We start from the raw sequence: 19,105 nt of genomic DNA, 5'->3' as shown, positions 1-19,105 counted from the left end.
CATGTGCCTGTCACCCGTATTTGAACGCCTCAACCTCACGCAGGCGGAATTCCGCAAGGACCTCGGACTTAGCCGCTCCGCCGCCAGCCGCCTGATCACCCACGGCCTGTGGCCGCGCCGGGCGGTGGCCGATTTCAAGAAGGACGTCGAGGAATGGCTGCGCCTGCGCGGCGCCACCGATGCCGAGATTGAACCGCTGTACTCGGCGGCTGAGCTGGCCGAGAAGCGGCAAGCGGACTCGGCTGCGCGCCGCGCCGCGATCTCTGCGGAATGCGCCGCACGAGGAAAACGCACCGCTGCATCAGTCAAGGCCGAGCGCGTGGAAGAGGAAACACGAATTTCAAAGGAGGAACTTATGGCAATTCGAAACGAAACATTGAGCCCTGAAGCGCGCAGGCATTTCAGCCTGACGCGCAACCCATTCCTGGATGACATCCAGACCGTCGATGACGTGTACCAGACACCCAGCGTGCGCTACGTGCGCGCCGCGCTCATGGACTGCGCGCAGCACAGTGGTTTCCTTGCGGTGGTGGGCGAGTCCGGCGCGGGCAAGTCCACGCTGGCGGAAGATCTGGGCGAGCGCATCAAGGCCGAAGGGCGCGACATCATCATCATCCGCCCGTATGTGACCGGCATGGAAGCTGATGACCGCTCCGGCAAGCCCATGCGTTCGTCGCAAGTGGCCGACGCCATCGCCCATGCGCTCGACCCTCGCGTGAAGCTGCCTGCCGCGCCGAACCAGCAGTTTGCAGCGGTGCACAAGATGCTGCTCGACAGCCACCGCGCGGGCACCCGGCACCTGATCCTGATCGAGGAGGCGCACTGCATGCCGCGCGAGATGCTGCGCCATCTGAAGCGCTTCTTGGAATTGAAGGACGGCCTGCGCCGGACGCTCGGCGTCGCGCTGATCGCCCAGCCCGAACTGCTCGACATTCTCAACACCAATAGCAAGCAGATCCGCGAAGTGGTGCAACGTCTGGAGATCATCAAGCTCGACCCGCTGGACTCCGAACTCGAAGGCTACCTCGGCCACAAGTTCGGGCGCGCAGGCGTCGCACTGAAGGACGTGATGACCGACGACGCCATCGACGCCATTCGGGCGCGCCTGGTGTCGATTCCGCGCGGCGGCAGCAAGGCCGACGCACAAAGCAATTGCCACCCGCTGGCCGTGCAGAACCTTGTATCTCGCGCCATGAATGCGGCGGCCAAGGTGGGCTGGAAGCAGGTCACGGCTGAAGTCATCGCGGGGTGCTGATGCCATGGCGATATTCCGAATCCGGGTGTCGCTTCCAACTGGGCGGTTTGCCTTTACCGGCCTGTTCGAGGACAGCCAGGAAGCCACCCGCCAAGCCATGGCTGACTACCCCGCAGCCCGCGCCATCGCAGTCATTTTCATCAAGAGACAAGCCACATGAGAAAGTCCAAAGCCAATCTGGAAGCGCCGCGCAGCGGCTTCTTCTTCGCGCCTGGAGCGGTCGAGTCGAGCAAGGCTCGCCGCCAGTGGGCGCCCATCGTTCGCGAGTGGGCCATCTGCATCGCCATCGCGGTGCTTACGGGCACCGTGACCGCGTTTTTCAATAGCCGGTTCTGAGGGGGCGAAGCATGAAGTTCTCCTCCACCCATCAGCCGCTCGAAGGCCGTGGCCGTCCACGCGGCAAGGTACAGCCAGCGGCTCGCATTGCCAATGCCACGCCACCGCCTCAATACAACTGCATGGCCGCGCCGGTTTGGACTGGCGTCCCTGCAGTACCGGTGCGCGACGGTGCGCTGGATCACAAACAAATCGCAAGTCGCGGCTACCGCTGCTGATGGGATCGTTATGCGTACTCACAACGATTTCACCGATGAGGATGCCAATGGCGTGGGGCAACTCGCGACCGCAATGCTCAACGTCGCAGGACCAAGTGCTGAACCGTTCGTTGTCTTGACGGCGCTGTTGGCTGCGCATCGCCACATCCTCAAGCAGCTGCCAACGAATCTTGCGCACGTCGCAATCCTCGGAATTTCTGCCTACAACGACCACCTGCTGCAGGAGTTCGCAACCCGCATCCCCGCCAACGGCGCTGCCAACACACATTGAAAGGATTCTCCATGTCCGCAGTTTTCATCCCAGCCGGATATTGGCAAGACGCCAACGGCAACCTGGTACCCGACGCCAAAGTGAAGGACATCGACAAGCTCCGTCACCAGGTGGTGACAGATCTTTGCAAGATGGCAGAGATGCAGCAACAGGGACTGTCGAAGTTCAAACTTCAGGCTATGCAGGATGTTGCAGCGCTGGTCTCGACCAGTCTGGAACAGTACGGGGTCAAGTCCGGAGGCAACAAGGGCAACGTCACGCTGGTGAGCTTCGACGGTCGCTACAAGCTGGTGCGCTCCAATCAAGACAAGATCGTGTTTGGCGAGCAGCTCATGGCCGCCAAGGCGCTGATCGACGAGTGCGTGCATGAGTGGGCTCAGGGTGCCAATGACAACATCCGCGCGCTGGTGAACCATGCTTTCCAGACGGACAAGGAAGGCCGCATCAACACCGGCCGCGTGCTTGGACTTCGTCAGCTCGACATCACAGATCCAAAGTGGCAGCAAGCAATGAAGGCCATCGGCGACAGCATGCAGACGGCGAGCACCAAGTCATACGTTCGTTTCTACCGCCGCGACGACGCAACGGGCGAGTACTTGCCAATCAGCTTGGATGTGGCAGCTGTATGAACAACCCAAAGACTTTCGCTGAATTTCCTTTGGTCTTGTGCGAGCTCTCAAACGAAGAGCGCGCTGCCTGGATCGATCGCCTCGACGGATTGATCATCCACGGTGGCAACCCTGACCGATGGGGCCGTAACTCCAAACTCGGGCTTTTGATTGAATGCGTTGTGCAGACGCGATGCGAACTGCGACGGCTTGACGACGCAGCAATGGAGGAACGAGCAAAGCACATAGAGGTTGCTGTTGGCTACTGGAAATGGCTGAAAAAGAACGGCTGCGGGGCGTCCCTTGAGACATTTGTGAACGGGTTCAACTACCAAGCCTCCGACGTCATCCCGGTTTACAACAACGTGGCGCTACCGCTAATAAATACTTTTGAACAGCTGATGAAGAGGGGCGCGAAAGGCAATAGCGAATGACGACCCTCGCATAGGCCTTCTACGCGCAGCTGACCGCCTTGGGGCGCGATAGGTCGGCAGGACAAGCGGTAAGTGTCTTGGTGCATCCATAGCCATCAACCACCGCAGGCTCACGCGCCAACGTGCCGCTGCCATTCTTCCAGCGCTGCGTGCCTCAACCCCGCCATCGGGGTGCGCGAGGTGAGTCCGGTTTCCGGTGTCCGTCAACACCGGGTTCTCCAAACCAACACGAGACGCCCGCAAAGCCATGAAACCCCGTCCCAAAACGTCCCAAACCGAAAACCTAGACCCTTGCCGCACCACGACCCCGGAATCGCTTGTAGCGCCTCTGGCGTTTCCGACGTTTTTCCTGTCGGTCTTCGCTGCATTGTTCGGCATGCTCGGTGCCCTGCTGCTTGCGCTACCTGCCCACTTCGGCTGGGGCTTCAGCGCGTTCGTCATCAGTAACCTCGGCTGGCTGATCGTCAGCGCGATCAAAGGACAGTGGCCCATGCATGTGCAGCAGTGGGTTTTTCTGATCTGCAGCTTGGTCGGCCTGTGGAACTGGTGGCTGGGCCCACTGGTGTTGGGCTGATCGCCATGGCGACGAATCACATTGCTGCGATCCACGCGCTCAAGTCCAAGCTGCAGCTCAGCACGGATGACTACCGTGCGCTGCTGCTCAACCTCACCGGCAAGTCCAGCAGCACCGACATGAGCCAGGGCGAGCGGACCAAAGTCCGTGATCACATGCAAGGTCTGGCAGAGCGCCTGGGCGTGGCCCGACCGGCGCGTCGCGGCGCGATGACCGGACCGCAGTTCGCAAAATCAAAGACCGAAGCCAGCCCACGCGAGCGCAAGGTCTGGGCCCTGTGGCATCAGCTGCATCGCGACGGGCTCGTCGACAACCCGAGCAAAGCGGCACTCGACGCGTGGGTGACACGCACCGTGCATGTATCGGCTCTGCGCTTTTGCACGCCTGCGCAGCTGGATACTTGCATCGAAGCGCTCAAGGCCTGGCACAAACGCGGAGAATGAACCGATGAATGTGGACCTGTTCGATCGCCTCGACCCTCTGGAACTGTCACCTATGCAGCTGGAGCCGCTGCAGGTACTGATGCCGCGAGACTGGCCGGAGATCTGGCGCGAGTTTGCGACGAGCTTGTTCATCACCTTGATCTCGGCACCAGGAGCGGATGCGGTGCCCGCCGAAGCGCTGGCCCGGCTGGCGATGGCGCAGGCGCTGGGCTTGGCGGAAGATCACGGTGGCACGCAGCCCTACGTTCCTGTGGGCGCACTGCTGGCGGCTAGTTCGAAGGCCCGCCGTGTGGTGGATCTGCTGGGCAAAGGAATGGGCTACCGCGAGGTGTCACATGTCACAGGTTTGACGCCGTCAAGAATCAGGCGCATCGAATCCGACTGGCGCCAGCAGCAGATCAAAGCTCGACAGGGTGTGCTGCCGCTAGACTGAAACCTTGTCATTGCAACTTCGCCCCGCCTGCCTCGCGCACGCGGGGCATTTTTTTTTGCGTGAATCTGTGGTGCGCGTCATTTAGTCGCCATCGCGCTTGGCTCCGACAGTAGCGGTCATGCCCCAAGCCGCTGCAACCCCACCCGCCGCCAAGTCCGTCACGCTGCCCGCTGGAATCGAGATCTTCCGCGCTGGCACGCACATTGACGATCAGGGCACCTCGCACGTTTTCAGCGACGCCGACGTGGCAGGTATGGCCGCGAGCTACAACCCGGCAACGCGTGAAGCACCGCTGACCATCGGTCACCCCGAGCACAACCTGCCTGCCTATGGCTGGGTGCAGTCGGTCGGCCGCAATGCCGCTGGCGTGCTCACGATCAACCCTCACCGCGTCGAGCCTCAGTTCGCAGAGATGGTGGCGGCTGGTCGCTTTACCAAGCGCAGCGCTTCGTTCTACCCACCCAGCGCACCCAACAACCCGACGCCCGGCAAGTGGTACTTGCGCCATGTGGCGTTTCTGGGCGCGCAGCCGCCTGCGATCGCGGGCCTCAAAGACATCCAGTTTTCTGAAGGTGACGAAGTCGGCGTCGTCTCCTTTGCTGAAACCGTCAACGCCGACCCGACACAGGAAACCACCGATATGAGTAAAGAACTGCAGGCACAACTCGATGAAGCCAACGCCAAACTCAAAGCAGAGCAGGAAGCCACTACCAAGCTCAAGGCCGAAAAGGAAGCGTCCGACCAGGCCGCGAAGGATGCCAAGGCAGCAGCCGCATCGTTTGCCGAGCGCGCCAAGGCCGACCGCAAAGCCGGTTTCGTGAGCTTCGCCGAAGCCCAGATCAAGGCCGGAACGCTGCTTCCCAAGGACAAGGCGATGGCAGTGGCCACGCTCGACATGCTGGCCGACGCGCAGCCGGTGGAGTTTTCTGAAGGCGACACGACGAAGAAGGTATCGCCAGCGCAGTGGCTGCAGGACCTGATCACGTCGGCCAAGCCGGTGGTGGACTTCAGCGAATTTGCCGGTGGCAAGACACCTGTCCTGGGCAGCGCCAAGGGCAAGACCGACGCCGAGATCGACCAGGCCGCACGCGGCTACATGCAGCAGCACAAGGGCGTGAACTACGCCGATGCGCTGACAGCGGTGACGTCGTTCACCACGACTGCCTGATCCGTCAGCCCTCAACCCGTCTCACTTCAAGGAACTGAACCATGACGATGACCGCAGCCGAGATCCGGCTCAAACAAAACCCGATCCTGACCGGCCTGCTCCTGGGTATGGGTCAGGGCACCATGATCGCGGAGCAGCTGTTCCCGCGCCTGCCGCAGGCACTGTCCGCCGTGACGCTGGCCAAGCTGGGCGATGAACGCCTGCGCAACTACAACCTGCGCCGCGCTCCTGGCACTGCGACCAAACGGGTGGACATCAAGTACGAAGGCGTGACCTACGCGGTCAAGCAATACGCAGTGGATGTGCCCATTCCGCGCGAGCTGCTGCGCGAGGCCGACGAGAGCCGCCGCCTGAACGTGGGCAACTATCTGGACATCAGCCGCATCGCGATGACGACCGCCAGCGACATCCTGCTGCTCAACTACGAGATCGAGGTGGCGACGCTCGCCACATCTGCTGCGTCGTATGCATCCGGCCACGTGATGGCGCTGGCGGGTGGCACAAAGTGGAGCGCCGCGACAGGCACGCCGGTCACTGACATCCGCGCGGCTGCGGACGTGATCCGCAAGAAGATCGGCAAGCGCCCCAACAAGCTCACGCTGAGTGCCGACGCCTTCACTGCGATCACGATGAACGTCGAAGTGAAGTCCTACCTGTCCAGCACGCAGACCGGCCCGGCCACCATCGAGCAGCTCAAGACCATCCTGAACGTTGCCGAGATCGTGGTGGGCGACGCTGTCTGGATTGACGACAGCGACTCCGGCAAGGACGTCTGGGGCAATAACGCCATTCTGGCCTACGTGCCCAAGATCGGCGGCACGGGCTCCACGGACATCAGCCTGGCGGAACCCGGCTTCGGCTTCACCAACGTCATCGACGGCCACCCGTTCGCGGAGACGCCGTATTTCGAGGCTGGCAGCAAGAGCTGGATCTACGGCGCGACCTACGAGCGCCAGCCAAACGTGGCCTACAACACCGCCGCGTTCCTGTTCAGCAACCCGAAGTAACACCCCCATGGGCATTGCGCCCACGACTCTGAGAGTCCCCAGACCCGCATGAGCCGGGTCTGGGTGGATCGGCAAGAAAGGATTTTTGAAATGAGCAGATTGATTGCAATGGTCGCCACGGCCGTATTGGTCAACGGCGAGCGCACGGTGATTCAGCCAGGCGAGCCGCTCCCCGAGTTGCCCGAGCACGACGAAGGGGAGTTGCTGGCCAATGGCATGGCCATGGACCCCGAGAAGGCGGCCGCCAATGACAAGGCCAAGAAGGCGGAAGAAGCAGCCGCACTGAAAGCATTCCAAGCCGCCCGCGAAAAGGTAAAGGCGGAGCAGGAGTCCACCCAGTCCTCGGGCGATGAATCCGGCGCTTCTGGTGATTCTGGTGCGCCCGACGACCAGACCACCCAGAAGGCCAAGCCCGCCGCCAAGACCGCAACCACCAAGAAGTGACCCAGCAGGTCAGGAAGGAACCCATCACCATGCGTCAATACGACAAGACCCATGCAGTTCTCGTGGCGGCCGCCGTTGCGGTCGCTGCGAACCGCTTCATCGCCTACGAGGGCAAATACCCGTCCTCGGGCGGCGGCGCCCACGATTCGCAGGGCGTCTCCGAAAACGCGGCTTTGCCGGGCGAGGACATCACGGTTGTCACCGGCTACAGCTACCCGGTTGAAGCGGCAGGCAACATCGTCTTCGGTGACCCAGTGATCGCCGACGCATCGGGCCGCGCCATCGTGGCCACCACCGGCGAGCACTGCGGCGTTGCGCTCGGCGCGGCGGCTGCAGGCCAGCTGGTGGAAGTGCAGATCTGTAAGCACGTCCACGTCTGATTGGTTAGCAGCCATGCAGTACGCCACCGTTCAGGACTTGGTCGATCGCTACGGCGAGCTGGAGATGATCCAGCTCACCGATCCGGAGATCCAGTCCGTGCAGGCCGACAAGGTGCAACGCGCGATCGACGACGCCCAGGCGTTCGCCGATGCGTACGTGGGCAAGGCGTACCGCCTGCCGCTCACCGGCTGCACCAAGCCCGCGCCCGTGCCCGGTGACGTGCATGCAGTGGCGATGGTGCCGCCGCCCCAGCTCACACGCATCGTCTGCGATGTGGCCCGCTACTACCTCTACAACGCTCTCTCTCCGGAGCACGAGGTGTATCTGCGCTACAAGGCCGCCGACCGCGAGCTGCAGGCGATTGCCGATGGCTCGTCAGTGCTCGCATGTCCATGGGGCGGCACGCCTGGCACGTTGGTGTCGGGCAGTGCCCCTGGTGAGGGTGAGGTGCTGTTCGGCTTCAGCCCGCGTCGGGTGACGGATGACGATCTGCGGGGGTATGCATGAGCATTCGCGGCCTCACTCCTGAGCAGGCCAACGACTGGATGGCCATCGAGCCGCGCCTCGTCGAGCTGGTCAAGAAGGCAGTCGCCGGGCTCTCACCTGCCGTGCACGTGCTCACGGCGGCGGATCTGTCGATGGTGCGCGAAAGCGCGCAGAAGGTGCCTGCCATTCACGTCGTCTATGGCAGTTTTCAGGTGGTTGAAGACCGGACCACAGCGTGGCGACTGTTGCACACCTGGTATGTGGTTGCGGCCGATCGCAATGTGGCCAACGTCGTCAGCGGCCAGTCCGCGCGGCTGAGCGCAGGGGCGCTGTTGGCGCGTGTGGTCTCCCAGCTCGCGGGCGAAGACGTTCTCGGCGCCACCAAGCCGCTCGCACTGGTGCGGGCTCCGCCACCGCAATACAGCGATGGTTTTCAGTACATCCCCTCGGCCTTTGGCGTCGAGACCGTTCTCCAAAAAATCAACCGGAGCTAACTATGGCCCTCGAATTTCTCAAGAAGGTTTACAAGCCGACGATGACCGTCGGTCAGGTGTATGCCAAACCCTACGGCACGACCGCACCGCTGACCGCCATCGGCAACGTGCTGGAGCTGAGCCTGGAACACAGCGAAGATGTCAAGAAGCAGGACGACATGACGCAGCTCGGCGGAGGCACCTATGCCGAAAGTCGCCGCGTCAACGATGTCAAGCTCAAGATGAAGATCTCCGATCTGAACGTCGTGAACCTCGCTCGCGCCACACTGGGCACTATGTCCGGCATCGAGGCCGGAACGGTGGAAGGCGAGGCGTTCACCGTCAGCGCGCTCGGCGTCCTGCTGCCCTTGCTGCACATCGCCCCCACTGCCGTGACCATCAAGAAGGGCACTGACAAAGCCACCGCCACAGCTGTGGCCATGGAGGGCAATTACATCGTCAAGCCCGAAGGCATCGTGCTGCTGTCTGACGCGCCGGGCCTCGCCACCGACGACAAGTTGTGGATCGACTACAGCTATGGCGAATACGCCTGCGTGGAAGCGCTGACCACCAAGGCACCGGAGCTGCAGTTCCTCTTCGGCGGTCTCAATGAAGGTTCCGAGGGTGATCCTGTGATCGTCGACATCTGGCGTGCCAGCCAAGGCGTGACCAAGGCACTCACCTTGATCAATAAGGACTTCGGCTCACTCGACGTGGAAGGCACGGTGCTCAAGGACCCGACCAAGTCCGGCGTGGGCATCAGCCAGTACTACCGCACCCGGATGGTCTGACGCCTTTCCATTCGGCACAACGGGCCGCCGCCGCTTTCTCTGGCGGTGCGCGGCCCGCTTCATTTTTCCCTCGTCCTTTCCTGTGATCCGATCCCATGGCCAATGAAAACCAAGTCGAGTTCAAACTAGTCGTCAAGAAGGACGGTCTGGGTGAGCTTGCGGCCGATTTGACCAAGGTCGAAACGAAGACCAAGGACCTCACCGAGACGTCCACGGCGACCGGTGCCGCGCTGGAAAAGCTGGGCACCGAAGCGAAGGCGGCCAGCACCAACGTCGCCAACGTGGGCAAATCCGCCGAACAAGCTGGCAGCGAGCTGCAGGACCTTCGTGCCGCAACGGAACAGAAGACCGCTGCGCTGAAAGCCGGGCTGGACGCTGAGCGCTCAGAAATCGGCATTCGCCAGGAGCAGCTCAACGCCATCCGTGCGGAGCAGCAAGCCCGACTGCAGGCAGCACAGGCGCGCGGTGATGAGCGCGCCGCGATGGAAGCGCAGAATGACTTGCGCCAGACCGAGGCCGAGCAGCTCCGTCTGGCTGCGCAGGTCAAGAAGGCCGAGGCCTCGGCGATCGAAGAAGCGACGGCCGCGCGCCGCGCTGCATTGTCTGCAGTTGGCCCATTGACGGCCGCCCAGAACGACGAGCTGCGTGCATCGCAGAATCAAGCCGCCGCGCTGCGGGTGCAAGCTGAAGCAGCTGAGCAAGCTGCCCTGCGATCGACGGCCATGGGGCAAGCCGCGAGCAAGGCCGGAGCGGATCTGGACGGCATGCGCAAGGTGGTCGATGCCAAGACCGCCGCCATCAAGGCCGGTCTCGAAGCGGAGAAATCCGAGATCGAGCTGCAGGCCCAGTTGCTCACAGCCAATCGTGCGGCCGAGCAAGCCGCGCTGCAGGCTGCGCAGGCCAAGGGCGACGAGTCCGCCGCCACGCGTGCCCAGAACAATCTGCGCCAGATCGAGTCCGACCAGCTCCGCCTGGTGGCGCAGGCCAAGCGCGCAGAAGCGACTGCCATCGACCAAGCGACGGCGGCGCGGCGCGAGCAGCTTTCCGCCACCGGCCCGCTTAATGCTGCGCATGCCGCGGAGCTGCAGGCCGCGCAGAACTACGCCAGCGCGCTGCGCGTGGAAGCCGCGGCGGCAGACCAGGCCGCGCAGCGTGCCCGCGAGCTGGGCAATGCGCACAAAAACGGCGCAGCCGCCACCGACCAGATGAGCAGCCGTGTCGGCAACCTGACCATGCTGCTTGGACAGATGGCCGGTGCCATGGGTGCCGCGTTCACTTTCCGCGAGATGGTGACTGCGGCGGCACAGATGGAGCAGCTGCGCTCGGGCCTGACCGCCATCACCAGAGATTCGGCCAAGGCCGGACAGGAACTGGAATTCGTGCGTGGCGTGGCTGTGCGCATCGGCGCGGACGTCACCGAAGTCGGGAGGTCATTTCTCGGGCTCTCCGCTGCAACACGCGGCACCGCCGTTGAAGGTGAGCCGACACGTCAGGTTTTCGAAGCGGTTGCGACCGCCATGGGCAAGGCGGGCAAGACCAGCGCCGAAACTTCGCTCGCACTCCAGGCGCTCAGCCAGATGGCGAGCAAGGGCACCGTGCAGATGGAAGAGCTGCGCGGTCAGTTGGGTGAGTCTCTGCCAGGCGCGCTGCAGGCGGCTGCAAAGGGCTTGGGAATCACCACCGCCGAGCTGATCAAGCTGGTCGAGGAAGGCAAGATCACAGCCACCGACATCTTCCCGTCGCTGGCAAAGGGCCTCGACGAAATCTACGGCGGCGCCACAGGTGCCCAGACGCTCAGCCAAGAAATCACGAACGTCAAGAACGCATTCACCGAGATGTCCAATGACATCGGTGAGGCGGGCGGTCTGAACGCGCTGAAGTTCGGCGCGGAGCTGGCGCAGACGTCGATCACCATTCTCGGCACCACGGTTGTCGCAACGGGCAAGTCGATCGGAGTGATGCTGGCCGCGATCACGTCGTGGGATTTCAGCGGGGTCAAGCAGTCGCTCGCGGACATCGAGACCGAGGCGCGCGAGAAGATGCTCAAAGCCGCCCAGCACAACGGCGTGCTGACCAGTACGCTCAGCACTCTGGGCGATCAGGCGATGAAGACCGCCGTGGTGCAGCAGCAGCAGGCACAGGCCTCGACGGCATCCGGCACGGCGGCAAAAGCGGCCACCGACGACTTCGTCAAGCTGAACAACGGCTACCGGATCGTGCTCGAGAGCGTGCGCGAGCAGATCAAGGAGCAGGAAAAGTCCGTGATCGCTCGCGATGCGGAGGGCAAAGCGTCGGTCGCGCTGGCGCAGTCCTTTGGCACAGAAGCTGCGCAACGTACAGCAGTGGCGTCGGCCGCAGCAGCGGATGCCGAGGCACTGCAAAAGTTGGCACAGTTGCGCCTCACCGAGCTGGAAACACTGAAGGCGCAGCTCGTCTCTCTCAAGGCCGAAGCCGCCGCGCGCGGCGGAAACGACGAGGGGAGAAACAAGCAGCTCGCCGATCTGGAAAAGCTGATTGGTTTGCGGCAACAGGATGCAGATAAGGCCGTCGCTCAGGCCAAAGCGTCTGTGCTTGCTGCGGCACAAGCCAAGGCCGAAGCCGAGGCATACAAAGACAACAGCGCACGCATCGGAGAGCTGCGCTACGCCTATGAGCAGGCGCTGCGAAAGCTCGACGAAGTGCGTCAGGCCAAGATTGCAGGCAAGGCCACGACAGAGCAGCTCGCGCAGGCTGAGATTGAAGCTGGCAAAGCCGCGCTGCTTTACAGGGACGCGATGGCTGACCAGCTCAAAGCCATCGAAGCAAAGAAGAATGTCACGCTCCAGGACAACGATTTGCAGCAGATGCAAATTCAGCTGGCCATGTCGGTACAGCAGCGAATCTATGAAGTCGCCAAAGCCCGCGGCGATGAAGCCACCGCAGCACGTGCAGCGAACGAGCTCAAGCGCCTCGAGATCGAGCTGCTCACACTGACAGCACAGGCCAAGCGCGCGGAAGCAGATGCGGCGATGGCCTCCATCCAGGTCAAGAAGGCCGAGCTGATCGCCAACGGTGAATACAACGGCGTCAAGAAGCTGGAGCTGGACGCGGCCGTGAAAGCCGCCGAAGCGAAGCGCGTGGAGGCAGAGATTGCCGAAGTCACAGCGGGGAAGCTCCGCGATCTCGCGGCGGCGCAACAGCAGCTGAAGGGTGACACCGACGACGCCACATCGTCGATCAACAAGCAGTCGAAGGCGCTGAGCAACCTGAATGAATCCAAGACCTCCGGGCCCCAGTTTGTCTGGACACAGTCGTCGATCGTGGACTACCTCAAGCAGGCCGGGCTCGATGAGTCCATTGCAGCAGACCTATCGAAGCAGTTCCTCAACCCGAACGGCGACGTGAACTATGAGGCGTCGCAAGCGCAGATCCAGTGGGGCGGAAAGAACAGCACGCTGGCTAGCGCCCTTGGAAAGATGGTCGAGTACTACAAGTACGGCGACGGCAAGCAGTCCTATGACCAGATGGTCGAGAAGAAGGAAGACGCTGCAGAGCTGAAGAAGTCCACGGGCACGACCGCCACCAGCGGCACTGCCGCACCATCGACGTCGGCCGCGCCCAGCAAGTCGTCCTCCAGCGGCATGTCCACTGGCAACACCTACGTATCCAACATCACGTTGCCCAACGGCGAAAAGAAAACCATCAACTACCAAGACAGAAACAGCCAGCTATCGGGCGATGCGATCTTGAAGATGTTGGCCGAGGGCAAGGGGGTCGCCCAATGATCACACTCAAGCTCGGCAGCATGCAGATGACTCTTCCCGATCGGTTGATCTGGCCGAACGAGTTTGGTTGGAGTCCAGTAGTCATCTCCCAAAAAACAGGCTCCACGGGTGCACTCATCATCCACGTCGGCAAACGCAAAGCAGGTCGGCCAATCATCCTTGACGGTGTAGTGAGCAATGCATGGATGACCCGTGCCGACTGCGATCAGCTCTACACGTGGGCCGCGATCGCCGAAGCCGAGTTCGAGCTCGTGCTGCGCGGCATTGCTCGCACCGTCCGCTTTGACAACGACGGATTCACCGCCACGGCTCTCTGGCGTCTGCTCGACGGGGAGCACGACGGCCAGACGGTTTATTTGCCTTCATTCAAGTTCATTGAGGTCTGAAATACATGCCAATCCAAAAAGGTGACATTCGCTTTGCGCGGTCCTCGCGCATGGTCGACAAGCCCGAAGGCGGTGGACCGCCATCGGCCCAGCTGCTGACCAGCGGCAAGTCGAACGAGATTTTCCCGGACATCAGCCAGGAGTCGCGCACGGTCGGCCGGGTGGAAATCTATTCAGTCTTCGGTGTGCTGCGCAATACCGATACCGCGCCGCTCCTGGGTGCGAACGTGGTGATCGCTGAGCCGCCGGCAGATCCAAACGTCAGCGTCACCATGCTGTCGGTCGAGGACTCGTTTGCGACGCGTGCTGACATCGTCAAGCGGATCGAGGCCGGTCGCGCACCGGGTCCGGAGTTTGGCGGCTACCTGCTCGAGAACGCGTTCGCCTCCACGCTGTCGTTTCAGGTGTTTCAGCGGCCCGAGATGAGCCCGCCGACGGTGGGCCTGACCTATCTGCTGATCTACAACGAGGGTCTGGCGACCGAGCGCCGCCAACGCGTGCGGATCAAGTCCATCGAAGTCGAGGTGCGCAAGTGCGCGGAATACTTAAACAACGGCCTTGTTGAATTTGATGGTCAGATTGTGACCTGCGAGCTGTTTGACCCGCTGTCGTTGGACTTTCCCGGTTCGCCTGCAACCCGTACCTTTGCGCGCGGCGCTGGCAAGACGATCATCCGCTCCACGGTCTACTCCGACACCCGCCTGTTTGCTGGTGTCACGCGTCTGGCCGAGTCGACGCAGGTCGATGACGTCTGGCTGCAACTGGAGACAGTGTTCACGCAGGTGGTGCACAACAGCCGCTCTGAAGCCAACGTAGTGAACCAGAAGCCAACGTCGCGCGCGACCCTGACGTTGGCGACCGAGCCGCGCAAGGTCGAGGTGGGAACGACGCCGCACACGTATCGCATCAAGATCAGCGAGCAGAACCAAGGGCGCACCTATGTGCTGTCGTTCAAGCAGCCGCCAGCGCCTGGCACCGTATTCATCGACTACTGGTCTGGCGGCCAGCGTTACACGATCTATGACGACGGAACGGGTCGACTCACTGGCTTTGGCGGTGGTGCGATCAGCTATCTCAACAACACCGGCACATGCACACTGCAGGGCCTGCCGGACATCGGCAGCTCGATCAGCGTGTCCTACGGCACCGCGATGTCGTTCAGCAGCCGATCCAGCCAGGGCGCTTTGGTGCGCGCGCCGAAGTACTCGTGGGTGGTCGAAGGCGACACAGAGGACGATGCCATCGTGCCGAGCTCGCTGTCGATCAAGTATCCCAGTCAGGGGGTGCTTCGCACTGTGACCGACAACGGCAGCGGCAAGCTGACCGGCGCTGGCACGGGTGTGGTGGATTACCCAAGCTGCAGCGTTCTGATGGACCCGGCGTTCATGCCGGATGCAGGCGCAGAGTTCGTGATCGAGTGCCAGGTGGATGCGTTGATCACCGAGATCATTGCGCCAGGCGCGACTGATCCAGCGGGCTTCGTCCATTTTCAAACCGCCCAGGCTGGAGCGCTGGGATCGCACCAGATCACATGGGTCACATCACGTCAGGTCAGCAACACCAGCGGCGGCCAGTTGACGACAACCACCGCGTCCAAAGATACGGAAGTCACATACACCACTCGCGCGGTGCCCGAGTACTACGAGCCCGCCAAGAATACAGGTGCATCTGGCTCGGGTGGCACGGGCGGAACGACGACAACAGTGAACTGGCCGCGATCCACTCCGGGGGCTTAAAACATGGCAATCAAATACGTCAACCGACCTTTCACGATCCGCACGGGCCCAACAACGAGCGCCACGCTGACCGAGGAAACAGGCACCACAAACGACAACCGGATCATCGTCGCGCGAACCGTGTGCGCTGGGATGGACGGAAAATTCATCGGCGAGATGGGCACCATCACTGGACGTGACGTCTCACTCAAGGTGGTGTCCCTTGACCGCTCCACCGAATCCTACAAGTCCGACCACGAAGAAGCAGATGCATTCGAACGTTCGATTACGGATGGTTCAGTCTCGAGCACCAGCAACACGATGAAGGGTGGTGAGTACGGCACGACGAGCGTCGGCGAAGAGGTGCTCTCGGGATCGTCTTTCGTTGCGCGCTACCGTGTCGGCGCATCGGCGCATCGGCACCACGCGCCAAGAGCCAGACCTACACGCCCGCGGAAGTGGTGATTGATCTGTGCCCGTACACCACGCACCTGATCGTGCCGAACAGCGTGCTGTTCCGCTGGATGGGCACGATGTACCGCGACCAGGACGGGATCATCTATCGCGGCTGGACGGACACGACCGCAGGTATCGCCTGCGGAAAGATCAACTACGAGTCGGGTCTGGTCACGATTTATGACTACGTCGTTGGCGGGACCGGGCCGAGTGATTTCCAGTTGCTGAGCCTCTGGACGCAGGCCACGCAGTGGACCACGGCGAGCCTGTTTTTCAACACGGATGCAAGCCCGCTGCGCGCTGGCCAAGGCGGCTTTGTCCTATCCGTGGTTGATACGCAGGGCACGACGCTCTGGGCCAATGTCGACGCGAACGGCAGCATCACTGGCCTGCACATGCGCGGCAAGGTGGACTTTGCGCGCGGTGGCGTCGAATTGCAGTTCGGCGACTTCGTGCCAGACACATCGCTCACACCCGAGCAAAAGGCTGAATGGTGGTATGCGGCGGCCGACGTGGGCGTGGTGGAAACCGGCAAGGTCTGGCGGCCGTGGCCGGTGCTCCCCAGCACGCTCAGCTATTCGGCGGTGAGCCTGATCTTCCTGCCGGTCGACGTCGACCTGATGGGCATCGATCCTGCAGCGCTGCCCGCCGATGGCCGCGTGATCTTCGCCCACGATGGCGACACAGCCACCACAGCGCAAAACTACTATGGCCCGGAGTTTGAACCGGCTGTTGGCATGGTCTACAACGTTGGTCATGAGCGGCTCTCGCTCACGCAAGTGGTGGGTGCGGATGGCGCGGAGATTTTCACCGGCTACGAAGAAGATCTGGACGCGGGCACGGTGCGTTTCACCGATTTGACCGACTACCCGGCCAAGGTGCGCGTCAACGCCCGCACCGAGGTCTACAGCCAGCTAGCCGAGGTGCGTATCGACGGACGCGTGCGTCTCAAAAATCCGATTGGCTATGCGTTTCCTGCTGGAGCCATCTTCTCGACTGCACTGCGCCAGGGCGACCGCTTCGCCCGTGTGTCGCGCTTTTATTCGCAGAAGACGTGGGACGGCATCAAGTGGTACGACGGCATCGATCCCGGCATTGGCGAGGCCATCGGCAAGTACCAGGCGGACGTGGTGCTCATCGAGGTCAACAACCTCGGCACGATCACGCAGCGCTGGGGCTTCAAGTTTCGCAACGACGGCGTGACGTTTGACCTGATCGGCGACAAGCTCGGCCTGATCGCCACCGGCACAGTCAACCAGAACTTCTCGCCACCGAATCCTCAAGCGGGTGGCGCTCCGTACCTCACCGTTCGCGCATCCGGCTGGAGCGGTGGCTTCACCAACAACAACGCGCAGTTCATCGACACGATTGGCGCGGAGGCGCAGATCGGTCTGGTCCGCTGCATTCAGCCGGGCTCGCCCGCTGGTCCCAGCGACAGCTTCTGGATCGTGCAGCGCGGTGATTCGGGCAACCCGCCCGAGAGCACCTTTTCCTGATTCATTTTGAGATAGACCCATGGCAAAAACTTACCCGGTCAAATGGATGTCTTCGTCGTTTCGCGGTGCGCCGCAGATCGATGGCTCGGCAGGCGGCGGTGGCTACCTGGCCGCGTTGTATGCGTTTCTGATCACTGGCTTCGGTGAGAGCACGGCGCTATCGGTCAGCGTGACAGATGGTGTAGGCACAGCGGTGTTCCCTGCTGGGATCTCGTTCGAGTATTACTCGGTGGTGCTTTTCGCAGGGGTGACCTCGCCCGCGCAACTCAATGGCGAGGCACGCATCTTGAGCGTATCGGGCAGCACCGTGACATTCGAGACGGATGCCCCCAATGGTGTGGCGACTGGGACGATCACTTGCCGATATGCGCCAGTCGGCGGATGGGATCGGCCTTTCTACGGCACCGGAAAAGCAGTTTTCAAGAGCATTGATCCGCAGTCGCCTGGTTTCTGTTTGCGCGTTGATGATACGGGTTCGAACAGTGCCCGAATTCGCGGCTATGAGTCGATGACGGATCTGGATACAGGGGTCAATCCGTTCCCGACCGATGCGCAAATTTCGGGCGGTGGCTATCAGATCAAATCCACTGTGACCACCACTGCTGCGATCATCTATTCGCTGATGGCGGATTCGAGGATGCTGCTCACTGCCATCTCTGCGGGGAGGCCCTCCGCTGCGACGGCTATATCTGCTCCTGTACGAGGCTTCGGCGATCTGATCCCGTTGAATCCAGCGGGCGACCCGTTCTGCGCTGCCATCTCTTGTGGAGCTGGGGGCACCGTCGGAACCGCAAGCTTCTTCTCGAATGGCACGTTCGCTTTGGCTAGCAGCGGGGCAGATAGCATATATGCAGCACGTGAAATGGGTGGATCGGCAGGTGCAAAGGCACTTACCAGCTTTCCATTTTGCGGATCAAATTCGCTGAGTGGGGGCGACAACACTTTGGGAACCTTCCCATCGGACGTGGATGGCGAACTCAAATACTCGCGACGCTATGTGCCTGCGTCAGACGGTAAAACTCCTCGCGCCATCATCCCAGGAGTGCTTCACATACCGCAGTCCACAGTCTACGGAAAGATTGCTCACGGTGACTTTGTGTCTGGTTCTGGGCCATTTGTGAATCGAAAGCTAATGGCTCTTGCGACGGGTACAAATAGTCCGCCCAATGTGCCAACAGGTGTAACGCTTATCGATGTGACGGGTCCGTGGAGGTGATATGGCCGAACTCACCACTCTTTCATCGCTTGTAGGCCTGTCTTCAAATTTTGTGCGCGACTTCCGGTGGCCGGGCATCGCGAGTGGCTGCGTCAGAGACCGCGTCATGATCAAACTCACACCCAGCTCGCCCGAGAGCCCGTTTAAAAATGGACGGATCTGGCTCTTTCGAGCTATCGACGGCTATCGAGCGTGGGAAGGTTACAGCGACGATCAAGGTTGGTACACAGCGCGCGGGCTGGAGATCGGCGAGAAGTACCACGCAGTCGCCATCGACCCCTACGAAGAGCACAAGACCACTGCGGCAGGTCCAGTGGTGGCCGTGCGCGAGGACCAGCTATGACGATGACGATCACACGCGATCATCGTGCTGCGCGCAATCAGGCGAGCATTACGCTTGCCGACGCTGGCATCGGCCCTGCATCGCTCAAGCTTCGCGCCGCACCGGGTGGACTGCTGCTGGCGATCCGCACCTTGGCAAAGCCATGCGGCACGATCAACGGTGATGGCCGCATCGTGTTGCAACCGGCTGCATTCAACGACCTCGTGCTTGTGACCGGCAAGCCGGTTTGGTGCGACTGGTGCAACGGCGACGGTGTCGTCATTGCCGGGGATGTGGTGACTGAAGAGGACGGCGCGGGGCCATTCAAGGTCTCGGGCACGAGCATCGGCGAGGACGGCCTGCGCACCGGCATGATCTATGCGGGCGGTGTCGTCGTGCTTGCCACACCGATGTTGGTGGGGTAATCG

At 61.9% G+C, this 19,105-nt stretch carries 23 protein-coding genes; all 23 read left to right on the top strand.

Going from position 1 to position 19,105, the window contains the following annotated elements; genetic code table 11:
- The first annotated feature begins 1 nt into the window (after position 1).
- Positions 2 to 1,255: an ExeA family protein gene (locus ISG32_RS19180; RefSeq protein WP_194772634.1), complete on the top strand. Its 1,254-nt coding sequence runs from the start codon at positions 2 to 4 to the stop codon at positions 1,253 to 1,255.
- A 156-nt stretch (positions 1,256 to 1,411) separates the two neighbouring features.
- A complete protein-coding gene (locus ISG32_RS19175) occupies positions 1,412 to 1,591 on the top strand; it encodes a hypothetical protein (protein ID WP_194772633.1) in 180 nt (59 codons plus the stop codon).
- Between the two features lie 171 nt (positions 1,592 to 1,762).
- A complete protein-coding gene (locus ISG32_RS19170; protein WP_194772632.1) occupies positions 1,763 to 2,080 on the top strand; it encodes a hypothetical protein in 318 nt (105 codons plus the stop codon).
- Positions 2,081 to 2,091: 11 nt separating this feature from the next.
- On the top strand, positions 2,092 to 2,709 hold the full coding sequence (locus tag ISG32_RS19165; RefSeq protein WP_194772631.1) for a DUF3164 family protein: 618 nt from the start codon (positions 2,092 to 2,094) through the stop codon (positions 2,707 to 2,709).
- Positions 2,706 to 3,122, top strand: coding sequence for a hypothetical protein (locus ISG32_RS19160; protein WP_194772630.1), 417 nt, complete (start codon positions 2,706 to 2,708; stop codon positions 3,120 to 3,122). The genes ISG32_RS19165 and ISG32_RS19160 overlap by 4 nt, the downstream gene beginning before the upstream one ends.
- A gap of 196 nt (positions 3,123 to 3,318) precedes the next feature.
- A complete protein-coding gene (locus tag ISG32_RS27620; protein ID WP_228529942.1) occupies positions 3,319 to 3,696 on the top strand; it encodes a hypothetical protein in 378 nt (125 codons plus the stop codon).
- A 5-nt stretch (positions 3,697 to 3,701) separates the two neighbouring features.
- The gene (locus ISG32_RS19150; RefSeq protein WP_194772629.1) at positions 3,702 to 4,139 is read left to right on the top strand and encodes a regulatory protein GemA; all 438 of its coding nucleotides are present in this window, start codon (positions 3,702 to 3,704) and stop codon (positions 4,137 to 4,139) included.
- Between the two features lie 4 nt (positions 4,140 to 4,143).
- Complete coding sequence (locus tag ISG32_RS19145; RefSeq protein ID WP_194772628.1) at positions 4,144 to 4,572, top strand: helix-turn-helix domain containing protein; 429 nt, start codon at positions 4,144 to 4,146, stop codon at positions 4,570 to 4,572.
- Between the two features lie 118 nt (positions 4,573 to 4,690).
- Entirely contained in the window at positions 4,691 to 5,740 is a 1,050-nt protein-coding gene (locus ISG32_RS19140; RefSeq protein ID WP_194772627.1) for a hypothetical protein, read from the top strand.
- A 41-nt stretch (positions 5,741 to 5,781) separates the two neighbouring features.
- Positions 5,782 to 6,747 (top strand): major capsid protein, encoded by a 966-nt coding sequence (locus tag ISG32_RS19135; protein ID WP_194772626.1) that lies wholly within the window; start codon positions 5,782 to 5,784, stop codon positions 6,745 to 6,747.
- A gap of 90 nt (positions 6,748 to 6,837) precedes the next feature.
- Entirely contained in the window at positions 6,838 to 7,191 is a 354-nt protein-coding gene (locus tag ISG32_RS19130; RefSeq protein ID WP_194772625.1) for a hypothetical protein, read from the top strand.
- Positions 7,192 to 7,220: 29 nt separating this feature from the next.
- A complete protein-coding gene (locus ISG32_RS19125; protein ID WP_194772624.1) occupies positions 7,221 to 7,571 on the top strand; it encodes a DUF2190 family protein in 351 nt (116 codons plus the stop codon).
- A 13-nt stretch (positions 7,572 to 7,584) separates the two neighbouring features.
- The gene (locus ISG32_RS19120; protein ID WP_194772623.1) at positions 7,585 to 8,079 is read left to right on the top strand and encodes a gp436 family protein; all 495 of its coding nucleotides are present in this window, start codon (positions 7,585 to 7,587) and stop codon (positions 8,077 to 8,079) included.
- Complete coding sequence (locus tag ISG32_RS19115) at positions 8,076 to 8,552, top strand: phage tail terminator protein (protein WP_194772622.1); 477 nt, start codon at positions 8,076 to 8,078, stop codon at positions 8,550 to 8,552. Before ISG32_RS19120 ends, ISG32_RS19115 begins: the two co-directional genes overlap by 4 nt.
- A 2-nt stretch (positions 8,553 to 8,554) precedes the next feature.
- A complete protein-coding gene (locus ISG32_RS19110; RefSeq protein ID WP_194772621.1) occupies positions 8,555 to 9,322 on the top strand; it encodes a phage tail tube protein in 768 nt (255 codons plus the stop codon).
- 95 nt (positions 9,323 to 9,417) lie between these two features.
- Complete coding sequence (locus ISG32_RS19105) at positions 9,418 to 13,086, top strand: tape measure protein (protein WP_194772620.1); 3,669 nt, start codon at positions 9,418 to 9,420, stop codon at positions 13,084 to 13,086.
- Positions 13,083 to 13,472 (top strand): hypothetical protein, encoded by a 390-nt coding sequence (locus tag ISG32_RS19100; RefSeq protein WP_194772619.1) that lies wholly within the window; start codon positions 13,083 to 13,085, stop codon positions 13,470 to 13,472. Before ISG32_RS19105 ends, ISG32_RS19100 begins: the two co-directional genes overlap by 4 nt.
- A 5-nt stretch (positions 13,473 to 13,477) precedes the next feature.
- Positions 13,478 to 15,208 (top strand): hypothetical protein, encoded by a 1,731-nt coding sequence (locus tag ISG32_RS19095; RefSeq protein ID WP_194772618.1) that lies wholly within the window; start codon positions 13,478 to 13,480, stop codon positions 15,206 to 15,208.
- A 3-nt stretch (positions 15,209 to 15,211) separates the two neighbouring features.
- Positions 15,212 to 15,652: a hypothetical protein gene (locus ISG32_RS19090; RefSeq protein WP_194772617.1), complete on the top strand. Its 441-nt coding sequence runs from the start codon at positions 15,212 to 15,214 to the stop codon at positions 15,650 to 15,652.
- Positions 15,649 to 17,139, top strand: a complete 1,491-nt coding sequence (locus tag ISG32_RS19085) for a hypothetical protein (protein WP_194772616.1) — start codon at positions 15,649 to 15,651, stop codon at positions 17,137 to 17,139. The genes ISG32_RS19090 and ISG32_RS19085 overlap by 4 nt, the downstream gene beginning before the upstream one ends.
- A gap of 19 nt (positions 17,140 to 17,158) precedes the next feature.
- A complete protein-coding gene (locus tag ISG32_RS19080; RefSeq protein ID WP_194772615.1) occupies positions 17,159 to 18,355 on the top strand; it encodes a hypothetical protein in 1,197 nt (398 codons plus the stop codon).
- Position 18,356: 1 nt separating this feature from the next.
- Positions 18,357 to 18,698, top strand: coding sequence for a hypothetical protein (locus tag ISG32_RS19075; protein ID WP_194772614.1), 342 nt, complete (start codon positions 18,357 to 18,359; stop codon positions 18,696 to 18,698).
- 2 nt (positions 18,699 to 18,700) lie between these two features.
- Positions 18,701 to 19,102: a hypothetical protein gene (locus tag ISG32_RS19070; RefSeq protein WP_194772613.1), complete on the top strand. Its 402-nt coding sequence runs from the start codon at positions 18,701 to 18,703 to the stop codon at positions 19,100 to 19,102.
- Positions 19,103 to 19,105 lie beyond the last annotated feature (3 nt).

It is taken from the genome of Diaphorobacter caeni, assembly GCF_015354245.1.
Taxonomy (GTDB): Bacteria; Pseudomonadota; Gammaproteobacteria; order Burkholderiales; family Burkholderiaceae_C; genus Diaphorobacter_A; species Diaphorobacter_A caeni.
The sequence above is the reverse complement of the archived record's forward strand: the minus strand, read 5'-3'. Positions and strand labels throughout refer to the sequence as shown.